17 protein-coding genes and 1 other RNA gene are annotated in these 25,351 nt (G+C 45.8%); 6 read left to right on the plus strand and 12 right to left on the minus strand.

Annotation, left to right across the window (positions count from 1 at the left end):
- Positions 1-181: 181 nt before the first annotated feature.
- Positions 182-1,582 carry a nucleoside recognition domain-containing protein gene (locus tag AC3WS5_RS09460; protein WP_492467059.1) on the minus strand — a complete coding sequence of 467 codons (1,401 nt, stop codon included), beginning with the start codon at positions 1,580-1,582 and terminating at the stop codon, positions 182-184.
- A 242-nt stretch (positions 1,583-1,824) separates the two neighbouring features.
- Between AC3WS5_RS09460 and ychF the strand changes: the two genes are divergently transcribed.
- Positions 1,825-2,922 carry a redox-regulated ATPase YchF gene (ychF, locus tag AC3WS5_RS09465; RefSeq protein ID WP_492467060.1) on the plus strand — a complete coding sequence of 366 codons (1,098 nt, stop codon included), beginning with the start codon at positions 1,825-1,827 and terminating at the stop codon, positions 2,920-2,922.
- 139 nt (positions 2,923-3,061) lie between these two features.
- Here ychF and ssrA read toward each other — a convergent pair.
- From ssrA to AC3WS5_RS09485, 4 genes are all read right to left on the minus strand, one after another.
- Positions 3,062-3,495, minus strand: a transfer-messenger RNA (tmRNA) gene (ssrA, locus tag AC3WS5_RS09470).
- Positions 3,496-3,662: 167 nt separating this feature from the next.
- Complete coding sequence (gene rseP, locus AC3WS5_RS09475; protein WP_492467062.1) at positions 3,663-5,018, minus strand: RIP metalloprotease RseP; 1,356 nt, start codon at positions 5,016-5,018, stop codon at positions 3,663-3,665.
- 129 nt (positions 5,019-5,147) lie between these two features.
- On the minus strand, positions 5,148-6,302 hold the full coding sequence (locus AC3WS5_RS09480; RefSeq protein ID WP_492467063.1) for a 1-deoxy-D-xylulose-5-phosphate reductoisomerase: 1,155 nt from the start codon (positions 6,300-6,302) through the stop codon (positions 5,148-5,150).
- A gap of 89 nt (positions 6,303-6,391) precedes the next feature.
- Complete coding sequence (locus AC3WS5_RS09485; RefSeq protein WP_492467064.1) at positions 6,392-7,891, minus strand: GH3 family acyl-acid amido synthetase; 1,500 nt, start codon at positions 7,889-7,891, stop codon at positions 6,392-6,394.
- Between the two features lie 153 nt (positions 7,892-8,044).
- On the opposite strand from AC3WS5_RS09485, the gene rplU reads away from it, so the two are divergent.
- The 4 genes from rplU to AC3WS5_RS09505 all read left to right on the plus strand — a co-directional run bounded on the left by rplU (position 8,045) and on the right by AC3WS5_RS09505 (position 10,786).
- Complete coding sequence (gene rplU / locus AC3WS5_RS09490) at positions 8,045-8,344, plus strand: 50S ribosomal protein L21 (protein ID WP_492467066.1); 300 nt, start codon at positions 8,045-8,047, stop codon at positions 8,342-8,344.
- Positions 8,345-8,380: 36 nt separating this feature from the next.
- Entirely contained in the window at positions 8,381-8,641 is a 261-nt protein-coding gene (gene rpmA / locus AC3WS5_RS09495) for a 50S ribosomal protein L27 (protein WP_492467067.1), read from the plus strand.
- 111 nt (positions 8,642-8,752) lie between these two features.
- On the plus strand, positions 8,753-8,998 hold the full coding sequence (locus tag AC3WS5_RS09500) for a hypothetical protein (protein WP_492467068.1): 246 nt from the start codon (positions 8,753-8,755) through the stop codon (positions 8,996-8,998).
- Between the two features lie 102 nt (positions 8,999-9,100).
- Complete coding sequence (locus AC3WS5_RS09505; RefSeq protein WP_492467069.1) at positions 9,101-10,786, plus strand: helix-hairpin-helix domain-containing protein; 1,686 nt, start codon at positions 9,101-9,103, stop codon at positions 10,784-10,786.
- On the opposite strand, the gene AC3WS5_RS09510 is transcribed toward AC3WS5_RS09505, so the two are convergent.
- The 3 genes from AC3WS5_RS09510 to AC3WS5_RS09520 all read right to left on the minus strand — a co-directional run bounded on the left by AC3WS5_RS09510 (position 10,739) and on the right by AC3WS5_RS09520 (position 16,212).
- Positions 10,739-14,539 (minus strand): sensor histidine kinase, encoded by a 3,801-nt coding sequence (locus AC3WS5_RS09510; protein WP_492467070.1) that lies wholly within the window; start codon positions 14,537-14,539, stop codon positions 10,739-10,741. The two genes, AC3WS5_RS09505 and AC3WS5_RS09510, sit on opposite strands and share 48 nt — an antisense overlap.
- A complete protein-coding gene (mazG, locus tag AC3WS5_RS09515) occupies positions 14,540-15,334 on the minus strand; it encodes a nucleoside triphosphate pyrophosphohydrolase (RefSeq protein ID WP_492467071.1) in 795 nt (264 codons plus the stop codon). It abuts the gene before it with no gap.
- A 149-nt stretch (positions 15,335-15,483) separates the two neighbouring features.
- The gene (locus AC3WS5_RS09520) at positions 15,484-16,212 is read right to left on the minus strand and encodes an alpha/beta hydrolase (RefSeq protein ID WP_492467073.1); all 729 of its coding nucleotides are present in this window, start codon (positions 16,210-16,212) and stop codon (positions 15,484-15,486) included.
- A gap of 230 nt (positions 16,213-16,442) precedes the next feature.
- On the opposite strand from AC3WS5_RS09520, the gene AC3WS5_RS09525 reads away from it, so the two are divergent.
- Entirely contained in the window at positions 16,443-17,345 is a 903-nt protein-coding gene (locus tag AC3WS5_RS09525; RefSeq protein ID WP_492467075.1) for an AraC family transcriptional regulator, read from the plus strand.
- A gap of 17 nt (positions 17,346-17,362) precedes the next feature.
- Here the strand turns inward: AC3WS5_RS09525 and AC3WS5_RS09530 are convergent, their stop codons facing one another.
- From AC3WS5_RS09530 to AC3WS5_RS09545, 4 genes are all read right to left on the minus strand, one after another.
- Positions 17,363-20,677 carry a DUF5107 domain-containing protein gene (locus AC3WS5_RS09530; protein WP_492467076.1) on the minus strand — a complete coding sequence of 1,105 codons (3,315 nt, stop codon included), beginning with the start codon at positions 20,675-20,677 and terminating at the stop codon, positions 17,363-17,365.
- Positions 20,678-20,802: 125 nt separating this feature from the next.
- Positions 20,803-22,140 (minus strand): sugar porter family MFS transporter, encoded by a 1,338-nt coding sequence (locus tag AC3WS5_RS09535; protein ID WP_492467077.1) that lies wholly within the window; start codon positions 22,138-22,140, stop codon positions 20,803-20,805.
- A gap of 134 nt (positions 22,141-22,274) precedes the next feature.
- Positions 22,275-22,979 carry an SGNH/GDSL hydrolase family protein gene (locus AC3WS5_RS09540; RefSeq protein ID WP_492467078.1) on the minus strand — a complete coding sequence of 235 codons (705 nt, stop codon included), beginning with the start codon at positions 22,977-22,979 and terminating at the stop codon, positions 22,275-22,277.
- 66 nt (positions 22,980-23,045) lie between these two features.
- On the minus strand, positions 23,046-25,334 hold the full coding sequence (locus AC3WS5_RS09545; protein ID WP_492467079.1) for a GH92 family glycosyl hydrolase: 2,289 nt from the start codon (positions 25,332-25,334) through the stop codon (positions 23,046-23,048).
- Positions 25,335-25,351 lie beyond the last annotated feature (17 nt).

Consider the following 25,351-nt stretch of genomic DNA (forward strand, 5'->3'; position numbering starts at 1 on the left):
GTGATTACTCGGCGATTATTTTTTTCTGGTACTACGCGGAACTTTCCAGCAAATATTCATAGCGGATACAGATGCTTCCAAAGGGACTTACCACAATAAACCAGTTTGGTGGGATATACCTTAAACAGTTAACCAGCTTAGTGTTTAAATGCGGGAGTGCCCCGCATTTTTTTGTGCACCATCACGCAAAAAACACATAACTCAGGGCAATGGCCGTGACGATACCGGCCAGATCAGCCAGCAACATGGCGCCAACAGAATAGCGGGTATTCTTGATATTGACAGCGCCAAAATACACGGCAATGATATAGAAGGTTGTATCAGCCGCACCGCGGAACACCGATGACAAGTTGCCGACAAATGAATCCGGTCCATTGGCTTTCAATGTATCGATCATCATGGCCCGTGCACCACTGCCGCTGAACGGCTTTAGCAATGCAGTTGGCAGCGCATCAGCAATCCGGGTATCGCCGCCAAAGGCTGCAAAAATCATTTTAACGCCATTCATCACATAATCAAAGGCGCCACTGTTACGCAACAGGCTGATTGCCACCAATAATCCCACCAGGTAGGGAATAATTTTAATCGCCGTTGTAAAACCCTCTTTGGCGCCATCAATAAAATCATCAAAAATGGCCGTCCGCTTATAAATGGCTCCCAAAATAATCGCCAGGAAGATCAGCAAAATCAGCCCATTACTCAGGCTGCTCGAAAACAGCGTGACCCCTTTTGCGTCCAGAGTTCGGACATACAACACGATACCCGAAAATAGCAGGGTGATCCCCAGGATCCAACCCAGGATGACCGGCTGAAAAAGATTAATCTTCTGTTTGATTGAGACGACCGTCAGCGCCGCAATAGTAGCCGCAAAGGTGGCCATCATCAACGGGATAAACACTTCAGTGGGGTATTGCGATTTCAAAGCTACCCGGTCGGCAATAATAGTCGTGGGTATCAGCGTCAGCCCTGAAGCGTGCAGGCACATGAACATCACCTGTGCATTGGTAGCTTTTTCTTTGTTTGGGTTCAGGGTTTGAAGGCTTTCCATCGATTTAATCCCAAAGGGTGTAGCCGCGTTATCGAGGCCGAGTAAATTCGCGGAGAAATTCATCACCATATGCCCCATTGCCGGGTGATCTCTGGGCACTTCCGGAAATATTTTCGAGAAAAATGGGCCGATGATCCTGGATAAAAACCCGATGCCCCCGGCCTTTTCCGCAATATTCATGAACCCCAGGAACAGGGCCATGATCCCAATGAGATTGATGCTCAGGTTCACCGCATCTTTGGTCGTTTCAAAAACGCCGTTGGCTGCCTGTAAGTGGAAGACTTTATATCCGGCCTCTGTCTTTACCAGGGTATTTGCATCCCAGGTAGCCATTTTCTGGCCGGCGATCAACTGCGCATGAATGGCTGCAGGTATTGCTGCCGAATCAACATTTTTCACGAAAGTTGTATCGCCACTTTTCCCGGTGACCATCCGGCTGAACACCTGTTCTTCGCCGGGTTCAAATATAAACTTACCCAATGCAACAAAAGACGCGATCAGAATAAATGCTGCCCAGATCCTGCTTAATACCATATCCTAAAATTATAGATTCGAAAACCTTTCCATTCAAATAATGCCGGGCAAAGTCGCCGGCATCCGGAAAAACCCAGGTTGAAACCAGGAGAGTACTTGACAAAATCGGCTCCCGGGCTTTTCGATGGTGAAAGGTAAAGCAATATTCCAAAACTTAGGGAAGGAAATTGTACCTTTGCAGCTTTTTGGACCCGTTCCCAGGAACCGGGTCTGTATTATTTTACGCAAACTCAGACGTAGGTATGGCATTAAGGGCAGGTATCGTTGGATTACCCAACGTTGGAAAATCAACACTTTTTAACGCAGTGAGCAACAGCGCCAGGGCACAGGCCAGCAATTACAGGTTCTGTACCATTGAGCCCAACGTAGGCCTGGTGGATGTGCCGGATGAAAGGCTGCAGAAACTCTCGGAGCTGGTCAATCCCCAGCGTATCGTTCCCACCCAGATTGAAATTGTAGATATCGCCGGGCTCGTAAAAGGCGCCAGCAAGGGAGAGGGATTAGGAAATAAGTTCCTCGCTAATATCCGCGAGGTGGACGCGATCATCCATGTGGTTCGTTGTTTTGAAGATGAGAATGTGTTGCGCGAAGAAGGCGAGATCAATCCCGTGAGCGACAAGGAGATCATCGATACCGAGTTGCAGTTGAAAGACCTGGATAGCCTGGAAAAACAGTTGGTGAAAAAAGAAAAACAGGCTAAATCAGATCCGAAAATAAAGGCTGAAGTGGATATCCTGCTCCTTTGTAAAGCGCACCTGGAGCAGGGCAAGAGTATTCGCTCCCTGAATCTGACCAAAGAAGAAAAAGAGGTCGTGGCTGATCTTTTTTTACTAACCGATAAGCCCGTTCTTTACGTGGCCAATGTGGACGAACCATCCATGCACACCGGGAACAAGTACTCGGAAGCTTTGCAGGAAGCCATCCGGAATGAGGACGCCCAGATGATTATCATGAATAACTCGATTGAGGCACAGATCAGCGAGATGGAAGATCCCGCTGACAAGGCCATGTTCATGGAAGAATACCATATGAGCGAACCTGCGCTCAACCGGCTGATACGCTCGGCATACAAGTTGCTCGGGCTCCACACTTATTTTACTGCCGGTGTGCAGGAAGTGAGGGCCTGGACTTTTCACGATGGCTGGAAAGCGCCGCAGTGTGCAGGCGTGATCCATACTGATTTTGAAAAAGGATTTATCAAAGCCGAGGTTATTTCTTATGAGGATTACATTACCTATAAATCAGAAGCGGCGGTGAAAGAAGCTGGTAAGCTGCGGATCGAAGGCCGCGAATACCTGGTGAAAGACGGCGATATCATGCATTTTAGGTTTAATGTATAGGGTTAATCAAACTTCGGATTCCCAGAACAGCGATTGTATTTATCAGGCGCAGATCACAACAATTAAAACAGATCTCAGCGCATAAAATTAGAAATCAAAGAGTAATCAATCCTGCCAAATCTACAGGTATTATTATTTAAAGTGGAGGCGAGGAGATTCGAACTCCTGTCCAAACATATTCCCCAAAAGCTTTCTACATGCTTATTCCCTTATTTTTTCCGGAAACCGGATCAGCCGTGAACAGGAAAGGAACAAACCTCTTTCACAACTTAGCTGGATGGCGGGGTTAACCGCCTCTTTTGCCCGGGTCACAGCCTTCCCGGTCAGCATTCTGTATTTGGTTTGATGAGTCGGCGGCGGAGCTTGGTAACAGACCAACCTGGCTCACCCCCACTGAAAGCGGGGGCCACTTACGTGACGCGGCCCTAATGACTGCTAAATCACTGATTAGGCAGCCATGGCAAATTGTGTATTGCCATTTATAGTTTGAGTATTCAGATTAACGGGCTAATTACCCAACGCCCGACATGCTTACACTTTCAAAGACCTATGCTGTCAAAACCAGACGCCCCCATATTTAACCGGTTAAAACCAGGATCTAAAACGGTTTAACCGGGTTTCTTTATCAACAGCGGAATATATAAAAATAATAAAAAATCTTCACATAACCAAATTTTTCGTACCCCTGCAGGTGTTCCGGGCAATCCAGAGATCCATATTTCCCGACGCGCTACCCCCGTCTATCTGAACAACCTGAATATATCCAGTCCCAACGCGTATGCCATCAGTCCCAATAAAAATACCATCCCTATCATCTGCGCATACTCCATGAATTTGTCGCCCGGTTTTCTCCCGGTGATCATCTCATACAACGTAAATAGTGCGTGCCCGCCGTCAAGTGCAGGAATCGGCAATACGTTCATGAAGGCGAGTATGATCGAAAAAAGCCCGGTCATCATCCAGAAACGCTGCCAGTCCCATACCCCGCCAAAAGTTTTACCGATGCTGATCACGCTGCCGAGATTATCATTGACGTCATGCTCTTTGGACGTGAATAACAGCTTGATCCCTTCTACATATTCTCCCAGTTTATTAACGCCAAACTTGACACCGGCTGGTATAGACTCCCAGAAACCATATTGCTTTTTTTCAAAATTCAGGTAGTGCTGGGCGTTGTTGATATAACCCACTTTGCCGTTTTCATCAAGCTTCACCCCCACCTTCGCGGTGTCAGCGCCATTCCTGAGAACGGTAAGTGTAACTTCCTGGTTCTTGTATTTTTTGATCTCCCGGGCGTAATCATTATAGAAAGGAACAGACAGGCTGTCTATCCCGATCACGCGGTCACCCCGCTTCAGCTCGCCGGCTGTATAATGGATCTTTGTGGCATCCACCGAGTCCACAACGTTGGGCAGGCGGACCGACACGAAATTCCTGAGCTGGTTTTTTGTCAGCTCTTTCAAAAATCCCGGTGGAAAATGAATTAGCGTATCTTTCCCTTCCCTATTGACGGTGAGGACTATCTTTTCGTTCAGCAATAATTTCCTGGGCAGATCATCCTGGTATTTGAGGGCTTCGCCATTCACTGCGGTGATCAGATCACCATCCTGGATGCCTACTTTCTTCGCGAGCGAATCTGCGACCAGCCCGTATTTGAGATTTGCCACGGGCAATTTCTCCTCTCCCCAAACATAAAGGATCGCCGAAAAAATAACCAGCGCTAGTACGAAATTGACGATCACACCAGCCAGCATGATGATAAGCCTTTGCCAGGCAGGCTTTGAACGGAATTCCCAGGGTTGCGCAGGTTGATTCAATTGCTCTTTATCCATGCTTTCATCGATCATGCCGGATATTTTCACGTACCCGCCCAGGGGTATCCAACCCAAGCCATACTCTGTGTCTTTGATTTTCTTTTTCCACAGACTGAACCAGGGATTGAAAAACAGGTAAAATTTCTCCACCCGGCATCCAAACCATTTGGCGGTAAGAAAGTGCCCAAGCTCGTGCAGCACGATCAGGATAGAGAATGATAAAATAAACTGGCCGATATTGGCGCCAATAGCTGACCAGTTAACCGCTAATAATGTTATCATGATTTATATTCAGATTCGCTTAAAATGGTTGCAAAGATAGTTTTTTAGGATATAGCTGAGTTCTCCAGGGGACAGTCCGGCCAAACGCCATCTTTGAATTTGCGCACAGGCACTTACGTGTTGAATGTATTATAATTTTATAATATCGGCAGCAAGGGTCCTGGCCTCCCCATCGCTTTCAAAATAATCATTGAGGGTGGGTTTTTCAATAAATGAGACTTTCTCCATCACCCGCTCAATCACTTCGGTCATTTCCAGGAATCCGATCCTGTTCTTCAGAAATGCGTAGACCGCTATTTCGTTTGCCGCGTTCATAATACATGGCAGATTTCCGGCCTCGTGCAGCGCATGAATGGCCAGTCCGAGATTCCTGAACGTTTTAATGTCCGGCTCCTCAAAAGTAAATGCCGATACTTTAGCAAAACTGAAGCGCGGAAATTCATTGGGGATACGATTCGGAAAAGAGAGTGCGTACTGAATGGGAAGCCTCATGTCGGTCACCCCGATCTGGGCTTTAATGCTGCCGTCTTCAAACTGTACCATGCTGTGGATGGCGCTTTGGGGATGCACCAACACTTCAATCTGGTCCGGGTGCAGGTTGAACAGCCATTTTGCCTCGATCATCTCAAGTCCTTTATTCATTAGCGTTGCGGAATCCACAGAAATCTTGGCGCCCATTTCCCAGTTGGGATGCTGTAAGGCGTGTTCTTTTTTTACATTGACCAGAAAATTGGGTTTCCTTCCAATGAAAGGGCCGCCTGACGCAGTGAGGTAGATTTTATCAACTTTGTTTCGGGATTCACCCAGCAGGCACTGGAAGATGGCGGACGGCTCTGAGTCGACCGGAATGATCGGCACCCTGTTCTCCACAGCCATTTCCATAACGATATCTCCGGCAACCACCAGTGTTTCTTTATTGGCCAGCGCCACTGCTTTCCGGCTCTCAATAGCTTTAAGCGTAGGTTTCAGTCCCGCAAAACCCACGATGGCGGCCAGCATCAGGTCGTAACTGTCCATTTCGGCTACTTCCTCCAGGGCTTCTTCACCTCCGAAAACCTTAATATTGGTTTTGGATAATGCATCAGCTACTTTTCTATACTTGCTCTCATCGCTGATCACTACGATGTTCGGCTGGAACTTCAGTGCCTGTTTAATTAAAAGTTCATCGCTCGTGTGAGCCGTTAATACTTCCGCAGAAAATTTATCGGGATGACGTTCGATAACTTCTAATGTTTGTCTGCCAATTGACCCTGTAGACCCAAAAATGGCAATTCTTTTTACCATAATATGTTTATTTAATCCCGGCACGGCGTGCCGCCAGACTCCCGTCGCCCCGAGGGCAGCCGGGCGAATGTAGTTCTTTTACCCTTAAATTAATCTGCTTCCACCCATTTCTGAAGATCTTCAGCAAGTTTCCGGTCGTTGCTCAGCCTGGGCACTTTGTTCTGCCCTCCGAGTTTTCCTACAGACCGCATATAATCAATAAATCCATTCTTTTTTACGGGGGTAATTTGCAGGGGATTCAAAATTCTTCCTGAGATCAGGTCGTCATAATAAGAATTCCGGGAACGCAGGTTGGTGTCGATCCTGGCCGCAAAGGCTGTCAGATCCGATGGCATATTATCAAATTCAATAAACCATTCGTGGAAAGATTTTCCTTCATTTCTGCTCACCATCGGCGCTACAGTAAATTCTGTTATTTGAACATTTTCCGCTTCTGCAGCTTCCAGGAGACTTTTCTCTACTTCATCGCCGATGACATGTTCACCAAACGCTGAAATAAAATGCCGGGTCCGACCGGTCACGATCAAACGATACGGGTCTGTTGATACAAATTTCACCATGTCCCCGATATCATACCCCCACAAACCGGCATTACTATTAATGACAAGGGCATAATTTTCCCCGGTTTTTACATCGTGCAGGGAGATCCTTTTCGGATTTTCTTTTCCGATTTCCTGCTCGGGGATAAACTCGAAGAAGATGCCGCTGTTTGTATTGAGCAGCATCCCGGGTTGACTTTGAGTATCCTGGAACGCAAAAAATCCTTCCGATGCCGGAAAGGTTTCTACCAGGTCGATCTTCCTGCCGATACTTTGAAAGATCTTTGCTTTATAAGGATCAAAATTCACTCCTCCGTATACCATCACTGAAAAATTGGGGAAAATCTCGCCCACCGGTTTTCCCTTTCTGGAAATCAATTCGTCAAAATACATCTGCATCCAAGGTGGGATGCCACTGATCAGGGTCATATTCTGATCGATCGTTTCGTCTACAATCTTGTGCAACTTGGTTTCCCAGTCTTCAATGCAATTTGTTTCAAATTCGGGAAGCTGGTTTTTGCGCAGGTACCGTGGAATATGATGGTTTACAATTCCACTCAGCCTGCCCGTAGGGATACCTCCGATCCTCTCCAGGACGGGCGATCCGCTCAAAAAGATCATTTTGCCATCTGCAAATTTCGTGTTTCCCGTCTCGGCCATATAACAGAGCAGGGCATTGCGGGCGGAATTAATATGATTTCCGATCGAGTCACTGGTAATAGGTATGTACTTTGTACCACTGGTAGTGCCCGATGTTTTGGCAAAATAGATCGGCTGACCTTTCCACAACACATTGTGCTTTCCTTCCTTGATCAGTGAAATATAATGACCCAGACCTTCATAGTCCCGGACCGGCACAGCGCTTTTGAACTCATCATATTGTTGCACCGCATCCAGCTTGTGATCTTTCCCGAACAGAGTTGATTTACCGGATTTTAACAAATTCCTCAAAATCGCTTCCTGGTCGGAGAGAGCCGTAACCATCCCCTTCTTAATGTTCTTTGATACGATTAAAGCAACCGGCTTTGCAAATAGTGACTTGATTTTCATTCTTTTATTACATTATTCCTTGCTGCCCTGGTCCGGCGGAACACAAAATTAATGTTTTGTCCCCACAGACCAGACCGATTTAAAGAATCTTTAAAATATAGGCATGGATATATCAAAGATTATTCCTACCTTTGCCCTCCTAATTTTTAGATCATGATAGCAGTAATTAAGGTAGCTGGTCAGCAATTTACGGTCGAAAAAGACCAGACCCTGTATGTACCCCGAATTCAGGGCAGTGCCGGCGATGCGGTGAACCTGGACGTTTTGTTTGCTGATATAGATGGTACGCTGGCAGTGGGTGCCGGTATAGCAACGAAGGTCAGTGCGGAAATCGTAGATCAGCTGAAGGGCGATCGCGTTATCGCATACAAAACAAAAAGAAGAAAGGGTTTCCAAAAGAAGAAAGGCCACCGTACTGCCTACACTAAAATTAAAGTAACCGATATAGCTTAATTAAAATCTATATCACGTAATAAAAAATATTAAACCATGGCACATAAGAAAGGAGAAGGTAGTGTAAAAAATGGTCGCGACTCTCAGAGCAAGAGATTGGGTGTAAAAATATTTGGCGGCCAGCCTGCAACTGCGGGTAACATTATCGTAAGGCAAAGGGGAACTGTTTATCATCCCGGGAAGAACGTGGGCGTTGGAAAAGATTTTACATTGTTTGCATTATCGGATGGTGTTGTTGAATTCAGAAAAGGTAGAAAAAACAGAACCTTTGTTTCGATCAGCGAAGCCGAAGCTTAATTTGCTTTTCATTGCTGCTTAATATATTGTGGAAAAATAATTTGCAGGTATAGAATTATTATATAATTTTACACCTGATAACCCATTTTACTAATCATTAAATTCACAAGAATGGCAGTTAAAAAAGCAGCTCCTAAAAAAGCGGCAGCAAAAAAAGCAGCTCCTAAGAAAGCAGCAGCAAAGAAAGCGGCTCCTAAAAAAGCAGCAGCAAAAAAAACAGCAGCAAAAAAAGCAGCTCCTAAAAAGGCAGCAGCAAAAAAAGCAGCTCCTAAAAAAGCAGCAGCAAAAAAAACAGCTCCTAAGAAAGCAGCAGCAAAGAAAGGAGCTCCTAAAAAAGCAGCAGCAAAGAAAAAATAGCGAACGCTTTTTAGTAAAACTTATAAAGCCTTCCCTCAGCGGAGGGCTTTTTTTATAGTATGATTTTAGAATCATTTATTTTAGCGCTAATCAATCATATCAATGAATAACGCTACCATCGCCGAACAATTCTCACTTCTGTCCAAACTGATGGACATAAACGGAGAGAACTCATTCAGATCGAAGAGCTACTCAATCGCAGCTTTTCAAATTGAAAAACTGCCGCAGCCCCTTGAACAGACCAGTCGGGAAATGATTTCAGGCATCAAGGGGATTGGTCCTGCGGTCGTTTCAAAAATTATTGAGTTGCTGGATTCGGGGCAGATCGCTGCGTTGCAGGCGTTAATAGAAAGCACGCCTCCGGGTGTTACAGAAATGCTTCAGATCAAAGGCCTCGGACCAAAGAAAATTCACACCATTTGGAAAGAAATGGGTATTGCATCAATCGGTGAACTGGAATACGCGTGCAATGAAAACCGCCTCTCCAGGTACAAAGGCTTTGGCGAAAAAACACAGGCTAATATCCTGGAGTCAATCCACTATTACAACCGGAATAAAGGTCATTTCCTGTATGCACAGGTGGACGCTCTTTACCCAACCATCGAAGGCTACCTGGAAAAATTATTTGGCAAAGTTCGCGTTTTACCGACCGGTAGATATCGGAGGCAATCCATCACCCTTGAAGAACTTGAGTTTGTCATCCGCGCTTCCACTGCAGAAGTCAAACCCCGTTTTGAGTCAGCCTATCCACCGGAATTACTGGAGGAAAATCAAGACAGCCTTCTTTATAAACTGAACAATGGCCTGAAGCTAAGACTCTACTGTAACGAAGAAAATCAGTACTTCCAACAATTTGTAACCTCGGGCTCAGAAGCATTTCTTCAGGCATTTCAAAAAAGATATGCTTCCCAGGTAAACGAAAGAATCCTCTTCAAGAGTGAGCCGGAAATATTTGATCATGCAGGAATTCCATATATCGTCCCGAGCTTGCGAGAGAAAGAAAATATCTTGGACAAGGCCGCATCGGGCGGGTTACCCACGTTAATACAACACAGTGATATCAGAGGTATCATACACAACCACAGCCATTGGTCTGATGGTTTGAATACCCTTGAGGAAATGGCCCTGGCAACCATGCAGCAGAGAATGGAATACCTGGTTATATCCGACCATTCCAAAACAGCCGCTTACGCCAACGGGCTCTCCGAAGAACGAATTGCAGCGCAACATAAAGAAATAGATGCCCTCAATAAAAAACTCCACCCCTTCAAAATTTTCAAAAGTATTGAAAGTGATATTTTAAATGATGGGAGCCTGGACTATTCAGATGAAATTCTTTCTTCATTCGACCTGGTTATTGCTTCAGTACACAGCAATCTTTACATGAAGCAGGACAAGGCTATGTCGAGGCTGATGGCAGCAATTGAGAATCCTTATACGACGATACTCGGGCACCCGACCGGCAGGTTGCTGTTGACGAGGGATGGCTATCCATTGGATCTTAAACTGATCATCGATGCCTGCGCCGCTAACCAGGTTGTTATTGAGATCAATGCAAACCCACACAGGCTGGATCTTGACTGGCACTGGATCGACTATGCTATGGAAAAAAATGTACTGATGTCTATTGACCCTGATGCGCATTCCATCGAGGGTTTAAACGATGTGAAATACGGCGTGCTGGCAGCACAAAAAGGGGGACTGACCGCTGACTTCAACCTCAGCAGTTTTTCACGTTCTTCATTCGAGTCCTTCCTTCAGACCCAAAAAGGCCGACAAACTATCTGATTCAGCCAGCGGTAGTGTAACGATAAAGGTGGTCCCAAAACCGGTTTTTGTTTCGAACCTGATGTCTCCACCGATCTGATCAAGAATCTGTTTACTCATCGCCAGGCCGAGCCCTGTACCTGAGCTCTTCGTTGTAAAATAGGGCGTGAATATACGCGTCCGCATATCCTCGGCAATACCCTGGCCATTATCCGTCACACTGATGGTCACGTTTTTATCATTCACTCGCTCTTCCACCTCAATCCGGCTGCCCGTTTGACCCCGGCAGGCATCAATAGCGTTTACAAACAAATTAGTGAATACGCGATTGATATGCGTCCGGTCGGCCAGCACCATTACCGGGCCCGGAACGGTTTGCATCTCAAAATCAACATCCTCGTTCTTGCTGTACATTTCCTTCAGAGAATGCAGCACTTCATTGAGATCAAACACAACCGGATCAATATTATTGATATTGGCAAACTGCGAAAAATCGGCTGCTATTCTTGACAAATGATCAATTTGTTCCACCAGCGTTCTCGAAACGCTACTGGTCAACTGCCTGGTATTCGGACTATCTTCACGAATCGCTTTCTGCAGATACTGCAGGCTCAGCTTCATAGGTGTTAACGGATTTTTGATCTCATGTGCAACCTGTCGCGCCATTTCCCTCCAGGCGCCTTCCCTTTCAGTCCGGGCCATCTGTCCTGCACTCATCTGCAGTTTATCCACCATCCGGTTATATTCTGAAACAAGCAAGCCTATTTCATCATCGCCCTTCCAGGCAATGTGCTGATTATCCTCTGACAGTGATATTTTTTTCATCTGCTCACCAATGAGCATCAGGGAGCGCGTGATCCTGTTGGTGATGAACAAGGCTATCATTCCGGTGATCAGAAAAATAAATGCGATGAGGTTGATTAACGTAACCAGGAAATTGGAAATTTCCTGATTGAGTTCCTGTTGCGAAGTAAAGTAGGGAATACTGAGATAAGCAAAGAAAGCTCCCTTTTCATCACGAACCGGTGAATAAATACTCCAGTACGAAAGATCGGAAACCCGTTCCTTCTGGATATACTCAATTTTTCGCAAACGAAGCAGGTTAAAATAGGCCCTTGGTCCCATTTGCTTGCTCCAGACTCCTTTTTCATAAATATCGGGCTGGCTACTGGCCAGCAGCTTTCCGCTGTAATCGTAGATATTGACGTCTACCCCGTGAATGGCGGAAAGTCGCTTGATAATGTCCATCAGCGGGGCCTCATCGGCAGAATCCCTGCCCAGCCTCGAATCGTAAATCAGTGATGCCAGCTCCTTATGCGTCTGCATTTCATTCAGCATGATATTCATTGTTCTGCTGAGACGTTCATTGTTGACCGACTCAAATCGACTGACAAAATAGGAAATAGTAGCAACCCCTACAATCAGGAAGGACAAGATGGTAACCAGTGAGAAAGTGCTGTGGATCTGACCACGGATGGAAGTAGCTGCCAGCATCTTCCTATTCAATAAATTTCTGTTTAAGACCCGGCTAAGCACTTGGGACAGGCCCTGTATCAGTGCCACCACTAATAGAAACGAACAAAAGATGTAGGAGAACAGGGTAATCGTTTCCAGCATCACTTCGTTCTTGCGCGCAAGTACGATAACTTTACTGTCGCTGGCCCTGTACCATAACTCGTTAAAATCTTCTCTCTTTCTGACTTCGAATCGATGGGAAGGCAATTGTGCCGGCAACAAAGTGGATGTAAAGGGGTATTTTTTAGACGAAGCGCTCAATAATTTATTTGTGTAAACCGCGTAGTAATAAACAGACGAATTGGCCAGCTCCCATTGCCTGAACTGTTTGAACAACTCCGGGTTAATATTTGTTCCGGAAAATTTTTTGGGGTCAGAAATGATAAACACATTTCCAATAATCTTGTCATCCTCATCCTTAATAACCCGCTGGGTCACGTAAACAAATTTATCGAAGTCCGTTTCATAGAAATACAGATCAGGCACCTGCGTCGGATTAGACTGCCTCGTAATAATATTATTGAATGAGGCCAGAGATAAACTGGTTGGATTGTAAAGCGGATGTCCCAGACTATCGAAAAAATAAATATCCGTGTTATAATTATTTAGGTAACCGATATAATTCCTTTCTTTTACGCTATCTCTGATTTTTTGATTGTCAGATTCGTCGTACAAGCGGTAAAAGTTCTTCCTGAAGAATTTGTTATCCATGTATTTATTCGCGAGGTTTACCAGTCTCTCGCTCGCCGGGTCTGTCTGTGTCGCCAGTTTTTCGGCATAAAGTCTCCTCAGCGTCAGTTCGGATTTCCGGATCTCACTCAGCATTAGAAAAGAAATACTCACGGAAAACATAAAAATCCAGAATATAATGCCAGAGGTATTAAATTTCAGCGTTTTATTAATTCTCTCCTGATTCTCGAAAATGAACGTGTAGATCAGCAGCCACGCCAGGCATGGCAGGTAAAAATTTACAGACTCCCCCGTAGCGAAAAAGGTGATCAGGATCAGTCCGATCACGGCAACCAAAATGTAGACCGTAGGAGTCCTTTTATGATAAATAGCAAAAATATATTTATACAGGATCTGACTAAAGTAGAAAAATCCAAGGGAAAGGCAGGCCAGCACAATGAAACCAATGGAAGTATAGATCAGATCAAGGCTGAAGAAGTTAGTGACATCGAATGAGATCTTGGAATCTGAGATCAGGCTCTTGATGACGTTTGTGATCAGAAAGGTTGTGGATACCAGCAAGACCAGGCTCAGCAGGCCAACCAGCCACTGTCGTTTTTTGGAAATACTCCGCACCCTGAATTTGTGCGCGTGAAGTCGTGTCCAGGCAAAAATAGTGATCCAGCAGAACAGGATACTGTTGATAAGGAGGTCTCCGAGCGATGGCAGAAGGAAACTTGAACCGTACACCGCCGGATCGAAAAGGCCGAACCGTTCAAGATTCAGATATGGCCTGAGTACATACAAAGCAATCCTGAATCCGAGTAAACAACCTGTGAAGCTGAGTATCTCAAACCGGGTCTCCTGTTTACGTATTCGCCGATGGAACAATAAATAAAAGGACAGGAAAATTAAAAACAAGCCAAATACTCGCATCGTTAGAGATAAAGCATTATCATTTTTGATGGATGCATTTGGCTTATACTTGAGATAGAACAGCGTCTTCCCGAACTCAGACTTTACCGGAAAGGGCGTAGGCTCAAGGCTTACATCCACAATATCATCCAGCGCGGTGTTGAAAGGGAATGACTCCCTCAAATAATCGGTCGAAATAAAAAATGCAGATTTAACCAGGATCATGCAATAGGCCCGAATCTCCGGATGCCTGGGTACTGTAGCCCGCATGATATAATAAAAGCCATTGGAAAGATGTACAAAATCCTCAGTCTGATTATCGTTTAACAGGCTGTCCGGCGGAAGTACCAGCGCGGTACTCCAGAATCTGAGAAGCTCCCGATCATCAGAAACATCGTATAAATAAGTATAATATGGTTTATTAAATAAATATTTAACATCTTCGAAACTATTGGTGCCCGTCAGGATCCTGTTGATAAGCATTGTGTCCGTCAGGTTCCTTTTGAAATCTTCGACCCGTTCCTTTATCCCCCTCTCGAAAAACTCCGATTGGTGTTTCAGCGAAATCCGACTCACCACCATTGTCCGTACCAGGAAAGATGCGGCAAAGATTATTACTGCTGTGAGCAGTAACCAATACCCACGAAGGTTCCTATTCCTGCGGACTGAAGCCATTTATGATGACGTAGTTTTAAGTGAATTCCAAATCTGGTCCATCTCCTTCAGCGATAGTTCATGTAAGGTTTTGCCAGAGGCTGTAACGCTTTCTTCCATTCTTGTGAACCGGTCAATAAATTTACGGTTGGTTCTTTCAAGTGCGGCATCCGGATCGATGTGCAAAAATCTCGCGTAGTTCACCAGGGAAAACAATAAATCGCCTAATTCTTCTTCCTGGTTTTTTAGGTCACCGCCCGACACGGCTTCCTGTAGCTCGCTGCTTTCCTCTTCCACTTTTTTCCAGACATCTGCAGTATTCTCCCATTCAAACCCAACCTGCTTCGCCTTTTCCTGCAACCGCATAGCCTTTACAACCGCCGGCAGAGATCGGGGAACACCGCTCAGGACAGATTTTTTACCTTCTTTCAATTTAAGTTTCTCCCAGTTCTGTTTTACATCTTCCTCAGACTTTACTTCGGCGATACCGTCAAGCTTTTTTTCAGGAGGATATACATGTGGATGCCGCTTGATCAGCTTATCAGAGATACCTTCCAGCACATCTGAAATCGAGAACCGGCCCTTTTCCTCCGCGATCTTCGCGTAAAAGACCACATGCAGCATCAGGTCGCCCAATTCCTCGCGAATCGACTCCCATTCTTCATCCAGAATAGCATCTGCCAGTTCGTAAGTCTCCTCAATAGTCATCGCCCTGAGTGTCTGAATCGTTTGCTTGCGATCCCAGGGGCATTTGACCCTCAGGTCATTCATGATGTTTACGAGCTTCTCAAAAGATCTTTGACTATTATTATCCATTACAAATATTAAAATTAATCATAAATTCCGGGGAGAACCCGAATAAATTCCATTGCCCTTATTCAAATCCTTTTCCTTTCAATAACAGTTTCGCCGGGTACCGCGAAATGTTTTTTTACGACAGCGTAGGACGCTGCCGGCCTGCTTCATCAATCTGATTTCACGGCCGACCGGAAAAATTTGCTCATAAACAGCAACTGATACGAAACGGCATTTTCCCAATAGGGCCAGTTGTGCGCACCGGGCCTGGTTATATAATCATGCTGAATATTTCTGTATAATAACTGTTTATGTAATTCCTCATTCACTTTAAAAAAGAAATCCTCCGTACCACAGTCGATGATCAGCCTTAACTTTCCCGGCTCTATCAGATCCAACATATTGACGACCGTGTTCTTTTCCCAACGCTCCGGATACTCGTTGTATTTTCCCAGTCGCTTACTGATTTCCCAGTTCTGAGGAAAGGGCCGGATATCCACCCCACCACTCATACTTCCCGCTGCGCCAAATACATCCGGATGTTTTATGGCCAGATAAAGCGCTCCGTGACCACCCATGCTTAACCCGGTAATTGCCCTTCCCTTCGGATCCTTTACTGTGCTATAATGCTCATCTATCCAGCTCACCAGTTCTTTGGAAATATAGGTCTCATACCGGTATGACGGATCCACGGGGCTATCCCAATACCAGCTACCGAATCCGCCATCGGCGCAAACAAGGAGTACTCCGTATTGATCTGCTGCATTGCGCACAGCCACGGATTTGGACCAATCGGAATAATTACCACTATAACCATGAAGCAAATAAACTACGGATACAGGGACAGACTTGCAATAACGGTCAGGCGTGATCACGACAGCTTTGATTTTCTTTTTCATAGAAAGGCTGTAAGTTTCAACCGTGTCGACGGAGGAAGCCGAAACAAAAGTAGTCGCAAAAAGTAAAAGAATGATTAAATAAAATTTCTGGTCCCGCATTGTTTTTAAGTTATCAAACGAATGTAGTAATTTCCTCAGATTGCATTTCGCGATAAAACAAAAAAATGCTCTTTTACCGATTTTTTGTACCATTTTTCCTTACCTTTAGGGATTAGTCCATTAAAAATACGATGCAGGATACCGACTCCTCAATTTTCCGGAAAAAGGATGGATTCAACGGACAGAAAGCCATTGTTTTACCTGGGCAGGTGATCAGGTCGTATGAACAAAACCCGCTCCTGGCACCGTTACATCTCACGGATATTGGTTTTTATCCAAAGGCCCGGTTTCATTATCGGGAAAGGCAAAAAGGCTGCCCGCAGGATATTCTCATTTATTGCGTTGACGGTGAAGGCTGGATAAATATTGAAAATCAAACCCGGATCATTTCACAGGGACAGTTCCTGATCATTCCCAAAAAAACGCGCCACAGTTACGGTGCTGATGAGCATAAGCCATGGTCTATTTATTGGGTTCATTTCAAAGGTTCTTTGGCTGATGAGTTTACGCTGAAGCTAAAAAAAAGCCCGGCTAATTTCATAAACCCTGTTTCGTTTGACGAGCAGCGAGTGGATCTTTTTCATGAAATTTGCGAAATTCTTGAATCTGGCTACAGTACCGACCATTTACACTACGTTAACATGTGCCTTTGGAAATACCTGGCATCGTTTTGTTATCCCGGACTTAACAGGAAAAAAGATGATGAACTGTCTGACGAGACCGATATTGCGATTCGCTATATGCAGGAACATATACATGAGACCGTCTCCCTGCAGGACATGGCAAACCTGGTTCACTTGTCCACTTCACATTTCTCGTCGGTATTTAAAAAGAAAACCGGTTATTCCCCTGTGGAATATTTTATTCATATCAAGATTCAGAAAGCCTGCCAGTTCCTCGAATTTACAGATATACATGTAAAGGAGCTTTGTTATAAACTGGGCTTTAATGATCCCTTTTACTTCTCGAGACTTTTCAGCAAGTATATGGGGCAGTCACCGGTCGAATACCGTAAAAAGAAAAAAGCAGGTTAATTCCCTTATTCTGCCGATCAAAGAAAATCCGTTATCTGAAGGTGGATGGTCGCGCCAATATGAGCCTGATTCTTGCTGAGCACTTCCTGCAGACTGGAAGTCGCCTTATCAAAATCTCCAAGCCCAAGATATCCTAATCCCATCAGATACTGACAATGGATCTTATTACGCGCACTCAAATCGTCATCAAATATTAAGAGCTCGGGCAGAGAGACAGCAAAATAATCCATTTTGACTACATCATCCTGGTGTCCGGAGCCGTAATTGACCAATCTGTTAAACACTTCTTGAGCCTCGACATTCCTTCCTAGCTTTTTCAGTGCAAGACCCTGATAGAATATTTTATCGGGCTGCTGATCATTATAATACAGTGCGGGTGCGGGTTGCGACGAACCCCGCGTTGCAATTTCCCAGTGCTGTGAAGCCAGATCCATGCTGCCCATCTGCTCATATGCTCTTCCCAGCCAATAGTACACATCATTCTCGCGGGCGCCATACAATTTTCCCTCACCAATCTGCGGGGGATAAACCAGCGCCGCCTGTAATAACTCAAGTGCCGCCTCGGGTCTGTTGGCTGCCAGCGCTTGTTTTGCCAGCTCCATGTGCACCAGCACATGCTGCCCCGACACTTTTCCTTCTCCGCCTTCCCACGGATGAAAACTCCGGCTGCTGATCAATTGCCTGGCTCGCTCATAGTTTCCGGTCAGGCTATGCAATGTCACGTATTCGAGATAAAGGTCGTCACGGTCGTTCACAAGCTGTTCAAATCTGCTTAAAAGATCAAGCCGTTCGCTGATAGGACGATTTAGTTTCTTGTACAACTGGTCCAGCTCGAACAGTATTCTTGCATCTGATTCATCGGCATGAAAAGCTTTTTCAAATAACTCCGGTGACTCCTTTTTTTTATCAAACTTATTGAAGTAAGCCAGGCCAAGGTTCCGGGCCGCTGTTGGAAACTGAGGGTTAATGGCCACCGACCTTTCCCAGCAATCACGGGCCTTTTCATATAATCTTTTTGCGTAATAATAATTTCCCAGATAATACCAGGCCTTGTAATCATCCGGATGGGCAGATATCGCTGCCCTCAAAACCTCTGTATCCTCGATCCTGTTGGGAAATACACGATCCGGGGATTGTTCAAATGCTTTGTACAACCAGTTTTGTGCAGCCTCCTGATTATTTCTGGCTTTCTCAAAATAAAACAAATAGTAGAATATCATAGGGTCCCGGGTTACACCGGCCAGGAGGTCCAGCATCCCGATCGCCTCATTGAAACAACCGGCATCACTATATTGCAGGGCCATTTCGATATAAGAATGGCTCCGGTTTCGCATCAGTCTTTTAATCTCCGCAAGTTGCGCTGAAGCCTGCGAAATTTGTCCTTTTACCTGCAGGCATTTCACCAGTTCAAACCGACTGGCGAAATCAAAACTATCTGCTTCAAGCGTTTCTTCAATAATCCGGATGGCTTCGTCTGTACGTCCTGATATCCGCAACGCCAGCGCATAGATATGGCGCGACTTAGGGCTCAGGTAGTTTCTCAACACTGATTTCCAGGCCAGTTCCAGTGTTTCCTGCCAGTCTTTTCTTCTGGCGCTGATAAAGGCCAGTTGCAAAAAGGCATTATCCTGCATCGCTGCGTTCCAGGTGCTCTTGTACAGGTAATCGGTGGCCTCCTGGTCTTTTCCCTGGTATTTCAGACAAAGCCCAAGGTTGTAGAACGGCTCTCCGTCTACTGGGTTTGGATTATGTATTAACTGGGCTTCCACGGCTTTCCGGAAACAAGGTTCTGCCGTTTCAAATTCGCCCCGTCGCAGGTACCACAAACCCTTCGCATTGTTGCATCGGATATCGTTTTCATCTCTCTGCAGCGCCTCGTTGTAATAGTCGATAGGAGAATAAGTAGCATGCCGGTATTGTTCCAGGTGGAGACCCGCAAGATATAGTTGTTCATTATTTTCTATGTCAGCCGGTTTCCCGATTGGTTTTGCCGGATCGGGGATAGCTTCCCCCTGGCGGGTCACCGGTGTGTAGCTGATCAGCGATGCTCCTTTCTCGTCCTGTACTTCCAGATAATAATCCTGATGGGTGGAAGCATAGGGATTGGTGATCTCCCTGTCAAAGGTCTGAAGGGGTGAAAGTTCCGCATTTTCCAGAAGTAGCTCCTTGTTGCCGGCTTTTAATAGGATTGTCACCATTCGGTGACTGGTGACATATACCCTAACCCTGACTTGTTCCCTACCCCTGGTTTCAAGGTTAACCGCGACTTCCCTGGAAGCGTTCTTCACGTAACCCACATTCTTATAGGGCATGAAATACTGTTTAAACTCCCTGTACTCGTTCGGCATGATCCAACTGAAATCGGGCTGATTATCGGTATATACACCGCACATTAGTTCAAAATAGGGTCCATCCTCGTCCGTGAGCTGCCTGTCCCAGGCCTTTCCAAACTCACCACAGCCCCAGGTCCATTGTTTTTTTCCCGGGCTGACATGGCGATTAGCCACGTGAAGGATTCCCGCGTTTCTTTTGTGATCGTATCCCCCCAGAAAATTGAAATTGCTGTCGACAGCCATGTAAGAGGTTGGCACCGGGATATTGGTGTACACGGAAATATCCGTCCCCGGTGAATAATCTACTTTGTAATAAGTTCCTGTGGCAATGGGGAAGGAACTCACGTCGCGCTTTCCATGATCAAATACCGCATGAACATCCGGTGGAAATACGCTTTGGTAATGTTCATCTACCGAAACCGCGGGATTGGCCCACCACAAAAAGGTCTGTGGGAAGGGCGTTCTGTTGTGCAATTTAGCATGAAGCTCCAGGTATGCTTTGCCGGGATGCAGGGTGAACCCGAGTGCGCATTTCGTGCCGAACATCCGCTCATACTCATTAACCCATACAGTCTGGCTACCATCCGTATTTGACCGGATCAGGTAATCGGTGGGTTCAAAGGTCGATGGCCGGTGATGTTGCGGCCAGTTGAATTCAATACCTCCGCTGATCCAGGGGCCTGCAAGGCCGACCAGCGCGGGTTTGATCACATGGTTATAATATACAAAATGATAATCATTGGTCTTGTCATATGCCATCTGAATACGGCCACCCAATTCAGGAAGGATCATAATTTTCAGATATTCATTTTCCAGGAAGATCGCTGTCCATTGCCTGTCTTCTTTTACATCACTGACCTTATCAATGACCGCGTAAGGGTACACCACGCCGCTGCTTCCCTGATAAACCCTGTTTTCCAGAAACATCGGGTTCTTATCAGGATTACCCACGGCGTAGGTAGGTATGGTAATCTTTTCTTCCCAGGCGAGTACTTTCATTTTTGTTCAATTTTCTGTTGTTCGATTTATTAAAATTTCGCGGGACTGTCAATACAGATCCAGATACCCCACAAGGCAGAAACATTTATCCCTTAATAGTGAAAAATCACACAGTGATAATTCTGTTAATGCCCGGACATAACTCCTTCCATATCTTCCAGTGATTTGCCTTTGGTTTCCCTGACATTATACTTTACAAAAAAGTATCCTGCTACACAAACTGCTGCGTAGATGTAAAAGGGCGTATAGGTTCCCATTCGTTTTGCCATGACCGGAAAGGTGAAGGTGAGAATGGCATAGGACAGCCATAATGCAATAACGGCCACCGAGGTTGCTGATGCCCGGACACGGTTGGGGAAAATTTCTGAGATCAGCACCCAGGTCACCGGGGCCAGCGTCATGGCGTAGACGCCGATCGCGGCTAATAAGGTCCAGGATGCGGCGGGTGACTCCTGTTGCAGGAGCCATGCGCTGATCAGGTATAATATGGCGAGTCCGGCCGAACCAAAGAGCATTAATGGTTTGCGACCCAGGCGGTCAACCTGCCACATTGCCACCAGCGTACAAATCAGGTTTACCAGGCCGATGAAGACCATTTGTCTTAATTGATCATCCTGGCTGAAGCCCACACTCTCAAAAATCCTGGCGGTATAATTGAACACTACATTGATACCACAAAATTGCTGGAAAGCTGCAAGGCCGATACCGACGATAACAGCAGGCAGGACAGATTTATCAAGCAATGCCCGGAACCCCGGATTTGAATGGTCTTTCAGGGTTTGTGCAATCGCAGGTATGGTATCCTGTGCATAATTGACGCCACCAATCTTCTGAAGTATGGCCGCAGCTTTATTTTCGCGACCAGCCTTTACCAGCCATCTGGGACTTTCGGGTAACCAGAATACTCCGGCCAGAAATAAAAAAGAAGGTATGGAGCCCAGTCCGACCATCCATCTCCATGCCTCGGGGCCCTCATGACGCAACGAGTAGTTGACAAAATTTGTGATCAGAATACCCAGGACGATCGTCAGTTGATTGATAGAGACCATCCTTCCCCGCATGGGGGCCGGGGCCACTTCAGCAATATACATTGGCGATAAAACCGAGGCCATACCTACACCTACTCCGGCGGCGAAACGGGCAACAATAAACATTGCACTTGTATGAGACGCTGCCATCCATAACGATGAAACCAGGAAAATGGACGCTGCCAGCATTAGCCCTACCCTGCGTCCAAATTTATCCGACACCTTGCCCGCAATCAGACAACCCAGGATGCAACCAAAGGCCAGTGTGGCTGTAGCAAATCCCTCCTGCACCTCATTGAAAGCAAATTGTTCTTTCAGAAAAGGAAGCGCTCCCGCTATGACCGCAAAGTCAAAGCCAAACAAATACCCACCAAGCGCTGAGATAAAAGACACACCGGTTATGTAACCCGGGTTGAAATGGTAGTCCCTGCTCATATGAAAATCATTATTCAGCAAAGATGCCGGTAAAATGATCTTTATACAATGGACTGGAGCCTTAAAAACATAGATTATTTTACGAACACCCCAGGCCCACCGTCGTGGTTAACGAAAATCAACTCTCAGCCGAACTACCTCGAGAACAGGAACTCCTTGTCTTTGCCTTTTTTCTTCAGGGCCTTGTCGATACCCGCCTTCACCATTTTTTCCATTATTTCATATGCTTCCGGTGTAGGATGCACGCCATCTTTTGCGTATTTTTCGGGGAGCCCGTTTCTTTCATCTTTCAACGCCGTGTGGAAGTCCACATAAACTAGTTTATTACGGTCAGCGTACTCTCTGAGGCTTTTGTTTAACGCGATAATTTCAGGTGCCGGATTAAGCTCCTTTCGCCACCGAAACTCGTAAGCAGGCAAAACCGAACAAAGGACAACTTTGATGCTGTGCAGTTTTGCCAGTTCACACATAGAAATAATATTGCCAAGGGTATTTTCCAGGGAAATATAGCCGTTGTTTTGCGCGATATCATTTGTCCCGGCAAGGATTACTACTGCCCTGGGTCTCAGATCGATCACATCCCGCCTGAATCTTACCAGCATCTGTGAGGATACTTGTCCGCTGATTCCCCTCCCCACGAACTTGTTCTGTGTAAAGAACTGCGGGTGGGTATTCACCCAGCCTTCTGTTATTGAGTTTCCCATGAAAACAACGGCATCCGCAGGCACATTTTTGTTAGCCTCTGCATACTTTCCGAAATTAGCCCAGTCCTTCCCCGTTTGAGCCTCGGTTGCATACGTTACCAGGATCGCCATAGCGAATAAGAACAACTTATTCATTTCATTTGGTTTTTAATAATTTCTCGAAAAATCGCACTTTTCGGTCCCAATCGGCCGGCATCATGATTATTTATCATGAATACTCATTGAGAACGGATAAGCTGATGGGCCTGTATTCCGTGTCTTATTGGGAACTGCACTCATCACCGCTTCAATAACGCCTCCCTTTTGAAGGTCGTAGTGATCCAGATAATTCTTAGTGACTGCCTTACCATTAAATGTCATTGACGAGACATATTTATTGGACGCACTGTTCTTTGGTGCACGAATGACCAGCCTTTTACCGTTTTCAAAATTAATCTCAACATTTTTGAAATATGGTGTCCCCGTTACATACTGCGTGCCCGCAGGCATTACGGGATAAAAACCGAGCGCGGAAAACACGTACCAGGCGCTGGTCTGGCCATTATCTTCGTCACCGCAATAACCATCGGGGCCTGAATGATATAGCCTGTTCATCACCTCGCGCACCCAGTATTGAGTCTTCCAGGGCTCGCCAGCGTAATTGTATAAATAGATCATGTGCTGAATGGGTTGGTTCCCGTGTGCATACTGGCCGAAATTCATGATCTGCATCTCTCTCATTTCATGGATGATCCCGCCATATTTTGAACCGGTAAAATCCGGAGGCATGATGAATACAGAATCCAGCATACGCACGAACATTTTATTGCCACCCATCAGTTTTTTTAATCCCTCAATATCCTGAAATACGCTCCAGGAGTAATGCCAGCTATTACCTTCTGTAAAATCTCCGCCCCATGCATAAGGATTGAAATAAGCCGCAAATTTGCCATCGCTTTGACGTGGAGCCATCAGCAAGTGTTTGGGATAGAACAGGTTTTTGTAATTCATAGCCCTGGTCTTGTAAATGTTAATCTCAGATGCCGGCTTCCCAAGCGCTTTGCCCAAAGCATAAATGGCATAATCGTCATATGCGTACTCAAGCGTGCGGGCAACATTCTCATTGACCTTTACGTCATTGGGTACATAGCCCAGTTTGTTGTAATATTCAACTCCCCTCCTGCCTGTGGCGTTTGGCCCTTCATTATTCGCTCCATGAACAAGCGCTTCCCACAATTTCTGAATATCGTAGCCTCTAAGGCCTTTCAGGTAGGCTTCAGCAACCACGGAGGCTGAATTGTTCCCGATCATGATACCGCGGTAACCAGGCGAAGACCACTCCGGCAGCCACCCGCCATGTACGAAATCATTGATCAGACCTTCCTGCATTTCCTTGCAGACAGACGGATACACAAAGTTCAGGAATGGATAAAGCGCCCTGAATGTATCCCAGAATCCCGTGCCGGCAAACTTATATCCTTTTTCGGCCTTGCCTGTGTAAGGGCTGTAATGTACCCACTGACCTGAGGCATCCTGTTCGTGCATTTTAAGCGGGAAAAACACCATCCTGTAAAGGCAGGAATAAAAAGTTCTGATTTCTTCATCAGTACCTCCCGAAACTTTGATCCGTCCAAGTGTCTGATTCCATATCTTCTCGCCTTCAGTCCTGACCTGTGCAAAATTCTTTTTACCTACTTCCCGGTTCAGGTTCGTTTGGGCCTGTTCAAAACTGATAAATGAAGAGGCTACTTTTGCTGTTACAACGTCGCCCTTTTTAAGGTTCCTGAAGCCCACGACGGCTCCCGCGTGTTTGCTGGTGATCTCTGAAAGATCATTGAATTCGCCTTCACTCCATCCTTTGACAATATCAAATTTCTTGTCGAACTGAATAATAAAGTAACTTTTGAAGTTAGCGGGAACACTGCCGCTATTTCGGGTGGAATAACCCATGATCTTGTTCTCGCCCGGGATGACCTTTATATAAGAACCACGATCGATGGCATCGATGATGATTGAACCCGTATCGGCAGTGGGAAATGTGAATCTGAAAATCGCTGCGCGCTCCGTGGGCGTAATTTCTGTGGTTACATCCGGGTCTGCCAGATAAACCTTATAATAGTTTGGCCTCGCCACCTCGGCTTTGTGTGAAAACCAACTGGCGCGGTCCTGCTCCTCAAACTTCAGCTTCCCGGTAGCCGGCATGATACTAAAATAGCCGTAGTCGTTCATCCAGGGAGAAGGCTGATGGGTTTGTTTGAACCCAACTACCTTATCCGCATCGTAACGGTACATCCAGCCGTCGCCCATTTTTCCGGTTTGGGGAGACCAGAGGTTCATGCCCCAGGGCAGACCAATTGCCGGATAGGTATTCCCATTGGACAATTCAAATTTCGATAAAGTACCCATCAGGGGATTTACATAGTCCAGCGGACTGAACGATGTCTGTTGGGCATAAGCGCCCATTTGCATAAAGCAAATGATCAACAAGACAGGAATGGAGAATTTTCTCATAAAAATCGTATTATAAT

The sequence above is a fragment of the Niabella sp. CPT15-335-S11 genome, assembly GCF_058792415.1.

Coding starts and splice junctions, on each gene's coding strand:
- AC3WS5_RS09520 (WP_492467073.1), bottom strand. CDS start 16,212: ATGAAAAAGAAAATCAAAGCTGTCGTGATCACGCCTGACCGTTATTGC.
- AC3WS5_RS09525 (WP_492467075.1), top strand. CDS start 16,443: ATGCAGGATACCGACTCCTCAATTTTCCGGAAAAAGGATGGATTCAAC.
- mazG (WP_492467071.1), bottom strand. CDS start 15,334: ATGGATAATAATAGTCAAAGATCTTTTGAGAAGCTCGTAAACATCATG.
- AC3WS5_RS09545 (WP_492467079.1), bottom strand. CDS start 25,334: ATGAGAAAATTCTCCATTCCTGTCTTGTTGATCATTTGCTTTATGCAA.
- rplU (WP_492467066.1), top strand. CDS start 8,045: ATGATAGCAGTAATTAAGGTAGCTGGTCAGCAATTTACGGTCGAAAAA.
- AC3WS5_RS09505 (WP_492467069.1), top strand. CDS start 9,101: ATGAATAACGCTACCATCGCCGAACAATTCTCACTTCTGTCCAAACTG.
- rpmA (WP_492467067.1), top strand. CDS start 8,381: ATGGCACATAAGAAAGGAGAAGGTAGTGTAAAAAATGGTCGCGACTCT.
- AC3WS5_RS09485 (WP_492467064.1), bottom strand. CDS start 7,891: ATGAAAATCAAGTCACTATTTGCAAAGCCGGTTGCTTTAATCGTATCA.
- AC3WS5_RS09510 (WP_492467070.1), bottom strand. CDS start 14,539: ATGGCTTCAGTCCGCAGGAATAGGAACCTTCGTGGGTATTGGTTACTG.
- AC3WS5_RS09540 (WP_492467078.1), bottom strand. CDS start 22,979: ATGAATAAGTTGTTCTTATTCGCTATGGCGATCCTGGTAACGTATGCA.
- AC3WS5_RS09500 (WP_492467068.1), top strand. CDS start 8,753: ATGGCAGTTAAAAAAGCAGCTCCTAAAAAAGCGGCAGCAAAAAAAGCA.
- AC3WS5_RS09460 (WP_492467059.1), bottom strand. CDS start 1,582: ATGGTATTAAGCAGGATCTGGGCAGCATTTATTCTGATCGCGTCTTTT.
- AC3WS5_RS09480 (WP_492467063.1), bottom strand. CDS start 6,302: ATGGTAAAAAGAATTGCCATTTTTGGGTCTACAGGGTCAATTGGCAGA.
- rseP (WP_492467062.1), bottom strand. CDS start 5,018: ATGATAACATTATTAGCGGTTAACTGGTCAGCTATTGGCGCCAATATC.
- AC3WS5_RS09535 (WP_492467077.1), bottom strand. CDS start 22,140: ATGAGCAGGGACTACCATTTCAACCCGGGTTACATAACCGGTGTGTCT.
- ychF (WP_492467060.1), top strand. CDS start 1,825: ATGGCATTAAGGGCAGGTATCGTTGGATTACCCAACGTTGGAAAATCA.
- AC3WS5_RS09530 (WP_492467076.1), bottom strand. CDS start 20,677: ATGAAAGTACTCGCCTGGGAAGAAAAGATTACCATACCTACCTACGCC.